Origin of the sequence: Methylocystis sp. (genome assembly GCF_051061225.1) — a bacterium.
Classification (GTDB): domain Bacteria; phylum Pseudomonadota; class Alphaproteobacteria; order Rhizobiales; family Beijerinckiaceae; genus Methylocystis.
On record NZ_JBPFEB010000005.1, the window covers coordinates 80,563 to 93,550 of the forward strand.

A 12,988-nucleotide genomic window follows, 5' to 3' on the forward strand; every position below is an offset into this window, starting at 1 on the left:
CACATGGCGCTCGACACGCTCATCCTCGGCGGCTTCGCCTTCGACTCCTTCTCGACGCCGGAGCACATCCCCTTCGGCGGCGACCACGCCATGGTGGTTCACAAGCTGCCCGGCGGCCAGCGCGTCATCGACACGCTGGGGCCGGACGACATGGACATCGCCTGGCATGGCCGGCTGTGGGGCGACAATGCGCTGGGGACCGCCAACGCCCTCGACGCGCTGCGCCGATCAGGCGTGCAACTGCCGCTCGCCTACGCGGGGCGCGCCTATACGGTGGTGATCGCGACCTTCGAGGCGGAGATCGAGAGGCTGCCGATGAACGTGCTCTACCATATCCGCTGCGTCGTCGCGCAGAACGCCAGCGTGTCAGCGCTCGGCGGGGCCGCGCTCGCCGCGGCGGATCTCGCTGCGGCGGCGGCCCTATGAACCTCTGCCGCCCTTATTTACGCCTTCCGTAACGGGGCGCGCGGCGCCAGAGAGGCGCGAAGCACGGTAGAGCCCCCCATATAGCAGCGAGCAGGAAAGGCCGCTCCTGAGCCGCCCCTGCGGCCGAAGAAGGCGCTCCCGCACGGGCAGTTCGAGCGCCTGTTCGCCAACCACGCGGACCCGCTGCCGGAGCCGGTGAATTGTTCGCCAAGGACGGCGCAAAGATACATGGCTATCGCGAGGACATTCGGCGGCAGCCAGGAGCTTTCAAAACCGACAACGCTGTCGCTTTTGCCGAGCGAATACTGCGTCCTCTACGAGCTCACCAAGCTCCCCGAGGACAAGCTCGAAATCGCCCTCGCCGAAGGCTGGGTCCGCCCTGAGACGCGCAATCTACCCGGAGAAGAGCGGCGGCAAAACGGAAGTATGCTTCCGATTTAGGAGCCAAGGGAGTCAATCGACCTGACCCCTTCAGCCTTTCGCCAATTGGCGAAGCCGACCAAGCCGCCTTCGCTGCAAATTTGCAGCATTTGCACCTCGCCCGCCGCCATCTCGACGAGTCGCAGCGCGCGATGGTGGCCGCGCGCCGGTCGAAGTTGATGGCGGAAAGGGCGGCGAAGGAGGAAGGGGAGTTTTCTGCAAGTTTGCAAAAAACCCCCAGCAAGGGCGGGCGCCCGAACAGGGGCGTCGCTTCGACCGACACCCTTCGCAGCCTCGCTGACCCGGCGGGAGACCGTCTCCCGCTTCACGCCGAGATCAGTCGAGGTTTTCTGTGTCGCGGTGGGTTTGGAGGGGGCAACCGACGCACTGTGACCGGCAATCACAGTGCGTCTTTTCCCCTGCGCTGCATTGCCTTTAGCGCCCGCCTCGGCTTTCTTTTCAGACTCGGTCGCGACCAGCCCGTGTTTTTTGAGCACGGCCATGTATTGCAACGTATGGGCCTTCGCCTCCTCGGCCTCGAGCATCCGATTGTGCTCGACGCCGCGGGCCGCATCCTTGACGTCCGCAACCGCTATCGCGCCTGCCAGCTCGCCGGGCTCTCGCCGCGTTACGAGCATTTCGACGGCGCCGACCCGCTGGCATTCGTCATCAGCAAGAACCTCGCGCGCCGCCATTTGAACGACAATCAGCGCGCGGCTGTCGCCGCCGAAATCGCCAATATGCGCCAGGGAGAGAGGAACGACCTCGAACCCTCCGCAATATCGCGGAAAGTCTCGCAACCAGCAACAAAGCACAAATCAAGGCCTTGCAAGTAAATCGTAGGATGTTTCCTACTAACGCGCTGAAAGTAGGATGCTTTTCAGCTTGCTTTTTCTTCGAATTTGCATGAGCGTCTGCTTACTGAGCAAAGCAACAGAGAAGCGCTATGATTATCGCAGATCAGTTTGTGCACGACCACATCCCTCAGTTCGAGTTTGAGGCCGCCCTGATGGCGCTGGGGTCACTTGAAGAGAGCCTCGCCGGCGCGGTCGGGGATCCGGAGCTCGAGCTGCATGTCGCGCTGGTTCAAGAGGGCCTGAGCGAGATCCATGATACCCATATCCCGCCAACCATGCTCGACGGCTATCTCGCGGCCATGGTCGACCTTCTCAAGACCATGCGCCGGCATGTCCCGTCGCTGTGCCTCAGGTCGGCGGTGATGCTGCCGAGCGACTTCACCCCGGAGGAACTCCTCGCCGCCGCTGCCCAGGTCGAATTCATCCACCGGCCCTTAAAGGGGCGGCCACAATGACCGACCGCGCCGCCGTCATGCGCGCCGCCTGGAAGGAGTGGCGGTATGCCCGCATGAAGGGCTGGGACCAGCTTGCAGGGCCCGACAGGTGGACCTGGCCCCGCTGCCTCGCCTTTGCCGCGGCCCAGCACCGAGCGCGGAGCCAATCCTTCGCGGCTGTTGAGGCGGCAATGGCCGAGGCGCTCAGGATTGCAAAGCACGCACCGCGCCTGTAGTTTACCCGCAAGCAGCCGTCCCAAGATGCTGAAGGAACGCCCCGACCGTGGATGTATCGGCGGGGCGTTTTTTGTTACTGCGCATCAGGGCGGAGTCGCCGGATATCATCCACTGTCAGCGTTCGGGGGCCGTCGGCGTCGCAAATGAAAAACAGTTCCGGTGCCCTTCTATTACGGAAGGCCTTGTATAGTCTGTTGTCAGAAACGCCTTGAACCTCGCGATGGCATCCGTCGTTAGTGTCGGACGGGACTGCTAGGAAGCTGTGCCCCTGTGGCAACTCCTCCTCCGGGAGCCTATAGAAAATCGGCGGCTCCCCAGAGATTAACGGATAAAAGCGCCTAGCGTGATCGCAGATCACGCCGCCGCCGGATCGCTCTGCCAGTGCCTCAGCGCACGGTATCTCGAAGACTGACATTCCTGACCCATCCGGAGAGTTTTTGAACGCCAAATCGTTGAACCTGCCTTTATTGAAGTCGAAGTCTCTTGGATGGACAAGCCGGACGTATTCCATATCTCTCTCGCAATTCGCGCGACGCCGTTCCTGATGACATTCAGGCTTTGACTTTCAATGTAGTCAGACTCGACATCGACATCGTTGAGCTCATGCCTGAGCGTAAAACTGTGGGATGGATTGATCATCGCTGCGACGTAATGGTCGTCGCCACCGGACGAAACGTAATAGGCCGTGACCAGGACTTCGCCGCCAGCTCCCGCAAATGCGTCAGTCCTTGAAAAACCATTCAGCAAGAATGAATGATAGACTTGGGTGGCGTCACTTAGGACGCTCCCAGAGATTGGGCCGCCGCGACCGTAGTGCCAACCTTCCCGCAGAGAGGCAAAGCTCGCTATTTTCTGTCTAGTTGCCGTCTTTGGAAACATTGCTAGCTTCGCCTGCTTGACTGTAGACTTTTTCAAGGTCGTGGGTCGTTAACATGTCTCGACCGGTTCTCTCCTCGAGCTGCGCTATAACGCTCCCTAGCGAGATGGCAAGCGTTTTCGCTACGGTGAAGGACATGTTCACCATTGCCACTGGTCGTCCATTCCGCTCGAGAACCAAGCTTATGTCGCCCGGGCCCAGAGAAGTGAGAAAGCCGTTCGTGTAGATTTCTGCTACGCTAGCGTTCTTCGCGGCTTCGATGCGAGCCTCGTAAGACGGCCTCTCTCGATCGTCGTCCATCTGAATTTTTCCTGTTTGCAATGGCTACATATACTACAAGGGAGCGAGCCGCCATTCGGAGACCGCTCATTTCGGGTTGTTGTAATCCGGCCCACTCAAGTGCACGCTTGGGTGTTAAGCTAAGTTCTATTCGCGGAATTGGAAAGCGAAGCGTTTTACAGCGCCGGCGTGCTAATGGCCCCTCATTTCCTCGCACCTATCCGCCCACCACGCCATCATCCGGACTCGCTCCTCCTCGCCGCCGCGCTATACCCAGCTTTTACCCCACCCAGCTACGTTTCAGCATCGCGCCGCGATAAGCTATTGATGTGAAACGAGTTTAATGGTCTAGCCTATGCGCGCCTTGATCGCATGCTCTGCGAGCGTCTTGCCGAGCGACCAGACGGCAGACGACTTGTGCGCATCCGCGATGACCGCGTCGAAAGCGCTTTCGATCCAGTCGCAATCGGCGTCGTTGATATTGAGCGGCGGCAGCAGCTTGATGGTCGGATTGGCGTGGCCGGCGACCTGGGTGAGAACCTTGTGGTCCTTGAAGAGCGGGATGCAGATGAGCTGACCGAAGAGGCCGGAGCTCGCCGTTTCGAGAAGATTCCAGGTCGCTTTCAGCATCAGCGACTTCGGCGGGCCGAACTCCACGCCGATCATCAACCCCCGGCCGCGCACGTCGGACACGAGTTCATACCGCTCGGCCATTCCCCGGAAGGCGGCCAGCAGGCGCTCGCCCGTGGCGGCGGCGTTCTCGACCAGACGCTCGTTCTGCATCACCTCGAGAGTGGCGACGCCCGCCGCCATGGCGAGGTCCGTCTTGCTGAAGGTGGAGCCGTGCACGACCGCCCGGTCCATGCGGTCGAAGACCTTGTCGAAGATCCATTTGCGCGTCAGCACCGCGCCGACGGGCACATGCCCGCCCGAAAGCGCCTTGGCGACGACGATCATGTCGGGCTCGACGCCCGGGTGATGGTCGATCGCGAAGAATTTTCCCGTGCGGCCGAGCCCCGTCTGAATCTCGTCGGCGACGAAGAGCGTTCCATACTTTCGGCACAGCGCCTGCGCTCCCGCCAGATAATCATCGGCGGGAATGTTCACGCCCTTGCCCTGTATGGGCTCGACGAAGAACGCCGCGACGTCGCGCGACGCGAGCGCCTCTTCCAGCGCCGCGAGATCATTGAAGGGGATCTGGCGCACGCCGGGCAACAGCGGGCCGAAGCCCTTCTTGAAGATGTCGTCGCCATTCATCGACAACGGCCCGTAGGTCAGGCCATGGAACGAATGGTCGCAGTGCAGAATGCCCGGCCGACCCGTCGCGGAGCGCGCGAATTTGATCGCGGCCTCCACCGACTCCGCTCCGGAATTGGCGAAGAAGACCTTTTCGAGCCAGGGGGCGCGCGCGATCAGTTTCTCCGCGAGAACGCCGGCGAGCGTCGAAACGTCGAGCTGAACGAGGTTGGCGAACTCGCCGTCGAGCACGCTGACAAGCGCCTGGCGCACGTCAGGGTGGTTGCGGCCGACCGCGAACACGCCCCAGCCGCTCAGAAGGTCGAGATAGCGATCGCCCTTGCGGTCCCAGAGATAAGGTCCGAGCCCGCGCGTGAAGCCGACGTCATAGCCGATCGTCTTGAGGACGCGCACCCACATGTCGTTGAGATATTTCGAGTGCAGCGCGAAGCGCTCGTCCTCCCGCGCGGTGACCAGCGCGGCGAGATCATAGGGAGAGGCGGCGCTCGCGCCGGCGCCCGTCGCGGCTGAAACGCTTGACGGCGCGTTCGAGAGATCGGTCATGCGACGGCTCCACGATGGATGGGATGAAAGCGCGGGCGCTCGTCCTGGAAGGTCCGCGTCGGTTTTCGATTGCGCGGCCCGCGCAATTTGTCAAATTCGGCCGGAGCGCGCCTTCCGGCGATTTCACGTTCCGGACGCGGACTTTTCGCGCGGCGTCCGGTCCGCCGCCCCGCCGGCGCGCCTCCATACCACGTCCGCGGCGGGCCGGCGACGGGAAACCGGTTTGGATTGAATCGCTTGCACGGCGCCAGGGCAAGCCGGCCGAATGCCTGCGCCTGCGCGCGCGCCGCGTATCCACAGCCATTCCCCGGAGGGAAAAAATTCTCTGGTTGGATGACCGGTGCGGGATGTTATCTTCCTGTTAGTGATTCATTTGCCGCGCGGCGATTCGAGGAAACTGATTGCTCGTTTTCTGCGCTGGTCGAATGCTCTGGATCAGCGCACTGGGGGGAGTTGGTCGTTTGGGAGCAAAGGTGACTTTCGAGGACGAGTTCGGCGCCCTGTCCACCGCGGAAGGTGAAGAAGCGCTCGAACTGGTCGAAGTAGGCGGACGCATCAAATGGTTCGACGTTGCGAAGGGCTATGGCTTCGTCGTTCCGGACGACGGCTCGCCTGACATTCTCCTGCATGTGACCATTCTTCGCCGCAGCGGCCTGCAAACGGCGTTCGAGGGCGCGCGGGTGGTTTGCGAAGCGCAGAAGCGCGCCAAGGGCATGCAGGTGTTCCGCGTGCTGTCCATGGACGAGTCCACGGCCGTTCATCCCACCCAGTCTTCGGCCGGCCGCACGCATGTGCAGGTCAAGCCGACCAGCGGCTACGAGATCGCTATTGTGAAGTGGTTCAACCGGGTGAAGGGCTTCGGCTTCCTCACCCGCGGGGAGGGCACGGAGGATATTTTTCTCCACATGGAGACCGTGCGCCGTTTCGGCATGACCGAGCTGAAGCCGGGCGACAGCGTTCTCGTTCGCTACGGCGATGGCCCCAAGGGGTTGATGGCGGCGGAGGTGCGGCCGCTGGAAGCGAAGAATCCGTCTCATTGACCTTGCGGCGCTTCGGCGCTTTAAAGCGGGCTGCCGACCGCAGCCGGGAGAGCCGCAAAATGAGACTTGGGCGCTTCGCCATCAATGCAAAACTGACGATTCTGGCGGTCCTTGCCTCCTTGTTCACCGGCTTTCTGCTTCTGACCTCGCCGGACGCAAGGGCCGGCGAGCCGCTTCAGCGTCTGGAATTCGTCACGGAGAGCGGCGCGCACCCGTTCCGCGTCGAGGTGGCGGATTCGCCCCAGGAGCGGGCGAAGGGGCTGATGTTCCGCCGGTCGATGCCGCAGGACCAGGGGATGCTGTTCGACTTCCACGACGAGGTCCCCGTCATGATGTGGATGAAGAACACCTATATTCCTCTCGACATGGTGTTTGTGTCGCGCGCGGGCGTGGTCACCAGCATCGCCGCCGAGACGACGCCCATGTCCGAGGCGGTGATCGACGGGGGGCAGGCCTATGCCGTCATCGAGCTGAACGCCGGCGTGGCCAAACAGATCGGGCTGAAGCCGGGCGACGAAGTCCGGCATGCGGCGTTCAAACATTAGCGCCCGCCGGACGCGCCTTGTGAGGCGCGGCGGCGCATGTTAGGCGACGGGAAGCGGTTGGGTTTCGTCGGGGTATAGCGCAGCCTGGTAGCGCGGAAGTTTTGGGTACTTCAGGTCGCAGGTTCGAATCCTGCTGCCCCGACCATGTCTCCTCCTTCGCCCCGGCTCAGGCGCCGCCCCGGAGGAGCGCCGCCGGCGCCGATGCGGCGAACCCGGCGGGTTGAAAAATTCCTCTGGCCGATTAGGAAGGGGCGGAGCCCCTCCGGCGGGCAAACGGACCAGGCGACGCGCAGTCGCCATTCAGGGAAGCAAGAGGTTGAGATGACGGCTCGCATTTTTCGCCAGTCTCCGAGCGTGACGCAGTCCGGCCCGGGTTCGGACAAGCCGTGGCGGCTGGTGTTCGACCCCGAAACGCCGCGTTCGATCGAGCCGCTGATGGGCTGGACCAGCTCGGGCGACATGAAGCAACAGATTCGCCTGCGCTTCGAGACGAAGGAAGAAGCTGTGGCCTATGCCGAGCGCGTGGGCGTGCCTTACCGCGTCGAAGAGCCCAGGCCGGACCGCGCGGCGCGCCGCACCGTCTCCTATTCGGATAACTTCCGCACGAACCGCATCGGTTTGTGGACGCACTGAGCCTTGCCCGGCCCCGTAGCTCAGCTGGATAGAGCAACCGCCTTCTAAGCGGTAGGTCACAGGTTCGAATCCTGTCGGGGTCGCCACTATAAAATCAAGGGCCTGAGCTGGCCGTCAGATCGCCATCGCGTTCCAGCAGTTGCGTCCTGAGCCGGTCACGGCCGGCGACGTGCATCTCCTGCAATTGTTCGAACTGTGCGAGGAGCTGTCGTGATCGCCAGGAATCGCGAGCGTTTCGCTCCATCTTCGCGACGCGCTGGCGCTGCTCGGCAAGGATGTGTTCGCCGCGGGCGACATGGCGCTCAGCCATGGCGAGGCGCCGCTCCAGGATCGCCCGGTCGCTCCGCCACCCTGAGCCGCTCGATATCGCGCTGGCTTGAACGGATGCATTCCACCGTGGATTCGATCGTCCTGCCGATGCGACACTCCACCACGCCGACGATGGGCGCGCGCCTTGTTGCGGGTCTACAAGGGACATTATCGAACACTCATGTAACGCAGGAGTTTGACCTAACCACCGCCCGCGGCGATTGTCACGCTCATTCGCGGAACTACGTAGCCCGCCCCTTTGTTCCCCGAGCTGCCTGCGTCACGCCAGCGTCTCCGCGCGTCGAAATCAGGGTTTGGCGCTTGCCTCTTCAGGCTCGCGCCTGCTTCTGCTGGTCACCCGCTCCTGACGCTCATTGTTTCGCAGGGTCGTGAGGAGGGACGCACGCTCCCAGCGCGCATTCTTCATCCGGAACCCCAGTTCAGACAAAGCGTTGTTGCTCGAATCGCGATCTTTCAGCGCCACCGCAAGCATCCAATGTCGTCAGAGAATATCGAACGCCATCTCAAAGCCGCCGAAAGGCACATCGCAGTCGGCGAGATGTGCATTGATCGCCAGCGGGCGGTCATCGCCTCGCTGGAATGCCACGAAGACCACAAAGAGCTTCTCGCTGAGGCCGCCAGGCTGCTCGCACAGTTTCATCAAATCCAGGCGCTGCATCTGGCAGACCGGGACCGGCTTGTTGGCGAACTGAATAAATCAGTCACGTGCGGCGCATCGGGGATGGGGCAATTTTGATCGCTCAGCAGCCGCGTCGACTCCGCGCCGATCGCCTTGCGGCGCTGGGGCATGGGAGGTGAAGCCCCAGCGCTTCCATCATGTGTCTCAGGCAATCGTCGCCAGAGCGCCGACGCATAAGAAGGCGAGCACCATGAGCAAGACTGAATATTTCGGCATTGGAGCCTCCCTGCGAACCGCCTCTTGGAATGGGCGGCTGACGAGGGAATGAAACGAACCCGGTTCAGTTCCTGTGCTGTCTCCGAATGATTTCTTTCAGCACGGTCGAAAGTCCCGTGGAGTGAGAAGCCGCCGGAGGCTCGGGTAGCTTCGGCGGCCTCTCTTCCCGAGCGCGAGGTAAGCGCGCACCGGTCCACCCCCTGTATTTGCGCGGAGAGTCGGCAGTCTGTGCGCGGGCGCATAGACGCGAACCTGCGTCGCTCCTCGGCGGCCGCCAGATGTCGCGTTCAACGCCCGGAAGCATGGCGGCGAGGCTGCTCCGGCGCCGGCGAGAGGTCAGGCGGGAGACCGCCATAGGCCCGCCCTCCGGCAAGGGATTTCAGCGGGCTGCGATGCTTGCCTTTTCACACGCCATTCTCAGCTAACGCCGCAGAGAGGCTGCGCGTGAGAGTTGCGACCATGTTTCCCAGCCAGGCAATCCTGACCGCGATGGGTGTGGCGATCGTGATGCTCTTCGGCATCAGAATTGTGAAGGTCCTGATCGCCGTCGGCGCCGCATGGCTCGCCGCCAACTAGAACGCTGATTGATCGTGGCTTGCATGAATCAAGACAGGCGCTTGCGCTTCGTCAAGCGGCACAGGCGCTTCGATTTTGTTTTTGGATTTGCCTAACTCTTTGGAACGGAACTTGGTTTCTCGCATTAGCCATCGGGGGGCGCCCGCTTGCCTGAGAGCTTACCATGTCGAACCTTGTCATAGCCCTTGCCGTCACCCTGGAGGCTTTCCTGCTGATGGTCTTCACAGCGTTGCGGATTGCGGTTTGAGGCCTGTCAGACGCCCCGCCATGGTTGAACCGGCGGGGCGTGTTGCTGCACATCCGGCTCCCGGCGTCAGATGATTTCCCGAAGGAAGGGCGGGGGGCAGGGCGAAGCTTAGTCTTGGCCTTGCAAGGGGCGCCGCGAGCGTTTACGTCGGCCCGATCGTCGTTCGTCCGCGATTCTGCCGCATGATCGGACGCAGTGCGTCTGCATGTGAGCGGCGCGGGCGTCAGAATCGACATAATTGCGTCGGAGCCTGCCTGGGGGCGACGGACGACGCCATATAACAGGTCATCGACCGCTGGCGTGTTGGGCTGGCGGCGTGTCGGCGACGCTGAGAGGGAAGGTCCGAAGGCATGGCCGAAGCAGCGAGAGCGACGACGCGCCTTCTTGCCCCCTGGGGTGGGCTGGCGCTGACGATCTGCCTGGCTCTCGCGCCAGCGCCCGGCGAGGCGCAGGGGCTTCTGGAATTTCTGTTCGGCCCCGATCCGACGGCTCGGCCGGCGTACCCGCGTCCCCGGGAGTCGGCCCCGGCCCGGCGCGCGCGGGCGCATGGCGCCGTGGGCGAGCTTCGCTTCGCGCCGCCGAAGGACGGCCCGGTGGGGGGCAATGGTTTTTCGACCGATCCGACAGTCGGCGGCTTCTGCGTGCGCACCTGCGACGGCTATTTCTTTCCGCTGATCAAATCGACGCGGGCCACGCGGCAGCAATCCTGCGAACTGGCCTGTCCGGCCGCGCAGATGGATGTCTTCGACGGGCCGACGATCGAGACGGCGCGCAACCGCAAGGGCCAGCGCTATTCGGCGATGCCCCACGCTTTCGCCTTTCGCGACAAGGCCGTCGGCGCGTGCGCCTGCAATGATCCCCAAACCTCGCAGTCCTATTTCGAACGAACCGCAAGGCGCGATCCGACGCTCCAGTCCGGCGACGTGATCGTCGAGACCCGGGGCGCCTTTGTCTATCGCGGCTCGAAGCTCGTGCCGCTGAGCAACGCGTCCTTCATGTCCTCGGCCCTGCGCGACCGGCTGCGCGCCATGCTGCGCCGGTCCGGCAGCACGACGCCCGCGGAGGTCGTGACGCAGCGGCCCGCGTCCAAGGTTGAGATCAGCACGGAGGACCGGACAGGGAGCACGCCGGCGGCGGCGCGGCAGTGACATTCTCGCCTTTACAGGAAGCATTGGCGCGGCTATGCCCCTGAACATGACGTTTTTGTGACAGCCGGGAGGGGCGGGGATGCTGTCTTGGTTTCAGGCGCTGATGCCGCGGGAAGAAGGGTTCTTCGACCTGTTCGAGCGTCATGCGGAAACGCTGGTCGGCGGCGCCCGGGCGTTGCGGCGGATGCTGGACGGCGGCGAAGGCTATCTCGCCTGCTGTCAGGAGATCCGCCGGCAGGAGCATGCCGCGGACGACATCACCCGCGAGGCGCTGCTCGCCGTGCGCCGCACGTTCATCACGCCGTTCGACCGCAGCGACATCCGCGATCTCATCACGACGATGGACGACACCATCGATCAGATGCACCAGACCGCGAAGGCGACGCAGCTTTACGAATTCCAGGACTTCGACGCCTCCATGCGCCGCATCGGGGACATTGTCGTGCAGTCGGCCGAGCTGACGCGCGGGGCGATGCCGCTGCTGCGCGCCATGCGGCAGAATGCGACGAAGCTGAACGCGTTCGGCGAGGAGATCACGCGAATCGAGGACGAGGCCGACGCCCTGCATGATCAGGGGCTGAAGGGTCTGTTCCGCGCCCACCGCCAGAGCGATCCGATGTCCTTTGTCGTCGGCTCGGAGATCTACGGCCATCTCGAAAAGGTGGTCGACGGCTTCGAGGACATTGCGAACCGGGTGACGGCGATCGTCATCGAGCACAGCTAGGAGCGCGGCGTGGCTGACGTCCCGCTTCTTCTCTACGGCCTGATCGCCGTCGCGCTGGCCTTCGACTTTCTCAACGGCCTGCACGACGCCGCGAACTCGATCGCGACGATTGTGTCGACGCGCGTGCTGCGCCCTCAATATGCGGTCTTTTGGGCGGCCTTCTTCAATTTCGTCGCCTTCCTGTTCTTCGGCCTGCATGTCGCGCAGACGGTCGGCTCCGGGATCATCTCGCCGCAGATCGTCGACGACAAGGTGATCTTCGGCGCGCTGATGGGCGCGATTTCCTGGAATGTGATCACCTGGCTGCTCGGCATTCCCTCGTCGAGCTCGCATGCTCTGGTCGGCGGGCTCGTGGGGGCGGGCGTCGCCAAGACGGGAACCAGCGCCATCGTCTGGAGCGGGCTGACCAAGACAGGCGTCGCCATCGTGCTGTCGCCCGCGCTGGGCTTCCTGCTGGCGCTTCTCCTTGTGCTGGCGGTGTCGTGGGTGTTCGTACGCAGCACGCCCAGCGCGGTGGACACGCTGTTTCGTTCGCTCCAATTTGTTTCTGCCTCGCTTTACTCGCTCGGCCACGGCGGCAATGATGCGCAGAAGACGATGGGCGTCATCGCCGTGCTGCTCTATTCGCACGGCGTCTCTGGCGGCGAGTTTCAGGTGCCGTTCTGGGTGGTGCTGACCTGCCAGGCGGCGATGGGCCTTGGGACGCTCTTCGGCGGCTGGCGGATTGTTCACACCATGGGATCGAAGATCACGCGATTGACCCCCATGCAGGGCTTCTGCGCCGAAACGGGCGGGGCGATCACCCTGTTTCTGGCGACCGGCCTGGGCGTCCCGGTGTCCACCACGCACACGATCACCGGCGCGATCGTCGGCGTCGGCGCGGCGCGGCGCGTTTCGGCGGTGCGCTGGAACGTCGCCAAGGACATTGTGATCGCATGGATCGTCACCATGCCCATGTCCGCCTTCATCGCGGCCGCCTTCTACACTGGCGCGGGTCTCTTTGGATGAAGCGATCGAAGAAGGAGCCACAGCCGAAGTTCGTCAATGTCCCCCGGTCCGCGCCGCGCCTGCAATTCGCCGCGCTTCCCTGGCGCCTGAATGAGGAGAACAGGGTCGAGGTTCTGCTCGTCACGTCGAGGGACACGCGTCGGTGGGTGATCCCCAAGGGCTGGCCGATGAAGGGGCGCAAGCCGCATATCGTCGCCGCGATCGAGGCGCAGCAGGAGGCGGGGCTTCATGGCAAGGTCGAGAAGATCAAGCTCGGCGAGTTCGAATATGAAAAGCGCATGAAGGGCGGCGGCGCGGTCGACTGCGTCGTCGAGGTCTATCCGCTTCATGTCGAGCGCCAGCGCAAGAAATGGCCCGAGAAGGGCCAGCGCGTCACCTACTGGTTCCTGTATGGCGTGGCCGCGCAGCAGGTGGACGAGCCGGAGCTGAAAGACATTATCCTCGCGTTTGGCAAGGCGCTGGAGGGGTAGGACGTCTCAGGCGTCTCGCCTGTCGCCGCAGCCCTCGCCTCG

At 63.3% G+C, this 12,988-nt stretch carries 18 protein-coding genes and 2 tRNA genes; 14 read left to right on the plus strand and 6 right to left on the minus strand.

The window, feature by feature from the left end:
- Nucleotides 1–3: 3 nt before the first annotated feature.
- The gene (locus tag ACR652_RS00815) at nt 4–426 is read left to right on the plus strand and encodes a hypothetical protein (protein WP_434504617.1); all 423 of its coding nucleotides are present in this window, start codon (nt 4–6) and stop codon (nt 424–426) included.
- A gap of 228 nt (nt 427–654) precedes the next feature.
- Nucleotides 655–867: a hypothetical protein gene (locus tag ACR652_RS00820; protein WP_434504618.1), complete on the plus strand. Its 213-nt coding sequence runs from the start codon at nt 655–657 to the stop codon at nt 865–867.
- Here the strand turns inward: ACR652_RS00820 and ACR652_RS00825 are convergent.
- Nucleotides 864–1,646, minus strand: a complete 783-nt coding sequence (locus tag ACR652_RS00825; protein WP_434504619.1) for a hypothetical protein — start codon at nt 1,644–1,646, stop codon at nt 864–866. The genes ACR652_RS00820 and ACR652_RS00825 overlap by 4 nt on opposite strands.
- Nucleotides 1,647–1,792: 146 nt before the next feature.
- Here ACR652_RS00825 and ACR652_RS00830 point away from each other — a divergent pair, with 146 nt between their 5' ends.
- On the plus strand, nt 1,793–2,158 hold the full coding sequence (locus ACR652_RS00830) for a hypothetical protein (RefSeq protein WP_434504620.1): 366 nt from the start codon (nt 1,793–1,795) through the stop codon (nt 2,156–2,158).
- Nucleotides 2,155–2,373: a hypothetical protein gene (locus tag ACR652_RS00835; protein WP_434504621.1), complete on the plus strand. Its 219-nt coding sequence runs from the start codon at nt 2,155–2,157 to the stop codon at nt 2,371–2,373. Before ACR652_RS00830 ends, ACR652_RS00835 begins: the two co-directional genes overlap by 4 nt.
- Nucleotides 2,374–2,728: 355 nt before the next feature.
- Here the strand turns inward: ACR652_RS00835 and ACR652_RS00840 are convergent, their stop codons facing one another.
- The 3 genes from ACR652_RS00840 to ACR652_RS00850 form a co-directional block, all read right to left on the minus strand.
- Nucleotides 2,729–3,253: a hypothetical protein gene (locus ACR652_RS00840; RefSeq protein ID WP_434504622.1), complete on the minus strand. Its 525-nt coding sequence runs from the start codon at nt 3,251–3,253 to the stop codon at nt 2,729–2,731.
- On the minus strand, nt 3,231–3,551 hold the full coding sequence (locus ACR652_RS00845; RefSeq protein WP_434504623.1) for a hypothetical protein: 321 nt from the start codon (nt 3,549–3,551) through the stop codon (nt 3,231–3,233). Before ACR652_RS00845 ends, ACR652_RS00840 begins: the two co-directional genes overlap by 23 nt.
- 327 nt (nt 3,552–3,878) lie before the next feature.
- Nucleotides 3,879–5,330 (minus strand): aspartate aminotransferase family protein, encoded by a 1,452-nt coding sequence (locus ACR652_RS00850; RefSeq protein WP_434504624.1) that lies wholly within the window; start codon nt 5,328–5,330, stop codon nt 3,879–3,881.
- Nucleotides 5,331–5,755: 425 nt separating this feature from the next.
- Here ACR652_RS00850 and ACR652_RS00855 point away from each other — a divergent pair, with 425 nt between their 5' ends.
- The 5 genes from ACR652_RS00855 to ACR652_RS00875 all read left to right on the plus strand — a co-directional run bounded on the left by ACR652_RS00855 (nt 5,756) and on the right by ACR652_RS00875 (nt 7,634).
- Nucleotides 5,756–6,370 (plus strand): cold-shock protein, encoded by a 615-nt coding sequence (locus ACR652_RS00855; RefSeq protein ID WP_434504625.1) that lies wholly within the window; start codon nt 5,756–5,758, stop codon nt 6,368–6,370.
- 59 nt (nt 6,371–6,429) lie between these two features.
- Entirely contained in the window at nt 6,430–6,915 is a 486-nt protein-coding gene (locus ACR652_RS00860) for a DUF192 domain-containing protein (protein WP_434504626.1), read from the plus strand.
- Between the two features lie 68 nt (nt 6,916–6,983).
- Nucleotides 6,984–7,060 (plus strand) — tRNA-Pro (locus ACR652_RS00865).
- 176 nt (nt 7,061–7,236) lie between these two features.
- Nucleotides 7,237–7,548, plus strand: a complete 312-nt coding sequence (locus ACR652_RS00870) for an ETC complex I subunit (RefSeq protein ID WP_434504627.1) — start codon at nt 7,237–7,239, stop codon at nt 7,546–7,548.
- A gap of 9 nt (nt 7,549–7,557) precedes the next feature.
- Nucleotides 7,558–7,634, plus strand: a tRNA-Arg gene (locus ACR652_RS00875).
- An 8-nt stretch (nt 7,635–7,642) separates the two neighbouring features.
- Here ACR652_RS00875 and ACR652_RS00880 read toward each other — a convergent pair.
- Together ACR652_RS00880 and ACR652_RS00885 are read right to left on the minus strand one after the other, a co-directional pair.
- A complete protein-coding gene (locus ACR652_RS00880) occupies nt 7,643–7,858 on the minus strand; it encodes a hypothetical protein (protein ID WP_434504628.1) in 216 nt (71 codons plus the stop codon).
- A gap of 306 nt (nt 7,859–8,164) precedes the next feature.
- Nucleotides 8,165–8,341, minus strand: a complete 177-nt coding sequence (locus ACR652_RS00885) for a hypothetical protein (protein WP_434504629.1) — start codon at nt 8,339–8,341, stop codon at nt 8,165–8,167.
- Between the two features lie 12 nt (nt 8,342–8,353).
- Between ACR652_RS00885 and ACR652_RS00890 the strand changes: the two genes are divergently transcribed.
- The 5 genes from ACR652_RS00890 (at nt 8,354) to ACR652_RS00910 (ending at nt 12,946) form a co-directional block, all read left to right on the plus strand.
- Nucleotides 8,354–8,614, plus strand: coding sequence for a hypothetical protein (locus ACR652_RS00890; protein WP_434504630.1), 261 nt, complete (start codon nt 8,354–8,356; stop codon nt 8,612–8,614).
- A 1,332-nt stretch (nt 8,615–9,946) separates the two neighbouring features.
- Complete coding sequence (locus ACR652_RS00895; protein ID WP_434504631.1) at nt 9,947–10,744, plus strand: DUF2865 domain-containing protein; 798 nt, start codon at nt 9,947–9,949, stop codon at nt 10,742–10,744.
- Between the two features lie 79 nt (nt 10,745–10,823).
- Nucleotides 10,824–11,468 (plus strand): DUF47 domain-containing protein, encoded by a 645-nt coding sequence (locus ACR652_RS00900; protein ID WP_434504632.1) that lies wholly within the window; start codon nt 10,824–10,826, stop codon nt 11,466–11,468.
- A 9-nt stretch (nt 11,469–11,477) separates the two neighbouring features.
- Entirely contained in the window at nt 11,478–12,476 is a 999-nt protein-coding gene (locus tag ACR652_RS00905; protein WP_434504633.1) for an inorganic phosphate transporter, read from the plus strand.
- Nucleotides 12,473–12,946 (plus strand): NUDIX hydrolase, encoded by a 474-nt coding sequence (locus tag ACR652_RS00910; RefSeq protein WP_434504634.1) that lies wholly within the window; start codon nt 12,473–12,475, stop codon nt 12,944–12,946. Before ACR652_RS00905 ends, ACR652_RS00910 begins: the two co-directional genes overlap by 4 nt.
- Nucleotides 12,947–12,988: the final 42 nt, after the last annotated feature.

Excerpts from the sequence above, each read along its gene's own strand:
- ACR652_RS00815 (WP_434504617.1), top strand. The coding sequence starts at position 4 with ATGGCGCTCGACACGCTCATCCTCGGCGGCTTCGCCTTCGACTCCTTC.
- ACR652_RS00820 (WP_434504618.1), top strand. The coding sequence starts at position 655 with ATGGCTATCGCGAGGACATTCGGCGGCAGCCAGGAGCTTTCAAAACCG.
- ACR652_RS00830 (WP_434504620.1), top strand. The coding sequence starts at position 1,793 with ATGATTATCGCAGATCAGTTTGTGCACGACCACATCCCTCAGTTCGAG.
- ACR652_RS00835 (WP_434504621.1), top strand. The coding sequence starts at position 2,155 with ATGACCGACCGCGCCGCCGTCATGCGCGCCGCCTGGAAGGAGTGGCGG.
- ACR652_RS00840 (WP_434504622.1), bottom strand. The coding sequence starts at position 3,253 with ATGTTTCCAAAGACGGCAACTAGACAGAAAATAGCGAGCTTTGCCTCT.
- ACR652_RS00845 (WP_434504623.1), bottom strand. The coding sequence starts at position 3,551 with ATGGACGACGATCGAGAGAGGCCGTCTTACGAGGCTCGCATCGAAGCC.
- ACR652_RS00850 (WP_434504624.1), bottom strand. The coding sequence starts at position 5,330 with ATGACCGATCTCTCGAACGCGCCGTCAAGCGTTTCAGCCGCGACGGGC.
- ACR652_RS00855 (WP_434504625.1), top strand. The coding sequence starts at position 5,756 with ATGCTCTGGATCAGCGCACTGGGGGGAGTTGGTCGTTTGGGAGCAAAG.
- ACR652_RS00860 (WP_434504626.1), top strand. The coding sequence starts at position 6,430 with ATGAGACTTGGGCGCTTCGCCATCAATGCAAAACTGACGATTCTGGCG.
- ACR652_RS00870 (WP_434504627.1), top strand. The coding sequence starts at position 7,237 with ATGACGGCTCGCATTTTTCGCCAGTCTCCGAGCGTGACGCAGTCCGGC.
- ACR652_RS00880 (WP_434504628.1), bottom strand. The coding sequence starts at position 7,858 with ATGGCTGAGCGCCATGTCGCCCGCGGCGAACACATCCTTGCCGAGCAG.
- ACR652_RS00890 (WP_434504630.1), top strand. The coding sequence starts at position 8,354 with ATGTCGTCAGAGAATATCGAACGCCATCTCAAAGCCGCCGAAAGGCAC.
- ACR652_RS00895 (WP_434504631.1), top strand. The coding sequence starts at position 9,947 with ATGGCCGAAGCAGCGAGAGCGACGACGCGCCTTCTTGCCCCCTGGGGT.
- ACR652_RS00900 (WP_434504632.1), top strand. The coding sequence starts at position 10,824 with ATGCTGTCTTGGTTTCAGGCGCTGATGCCGCGGGAAGAAGGGTTCTTC.
- ACR652_RS00910 (WP_434504634.1), top strand. The coding sequence starts at position 12,473 with ATGAAGCGATCGAAGAAGGAGCCACAGCCGAAGTTCGTCAATGTCCCC.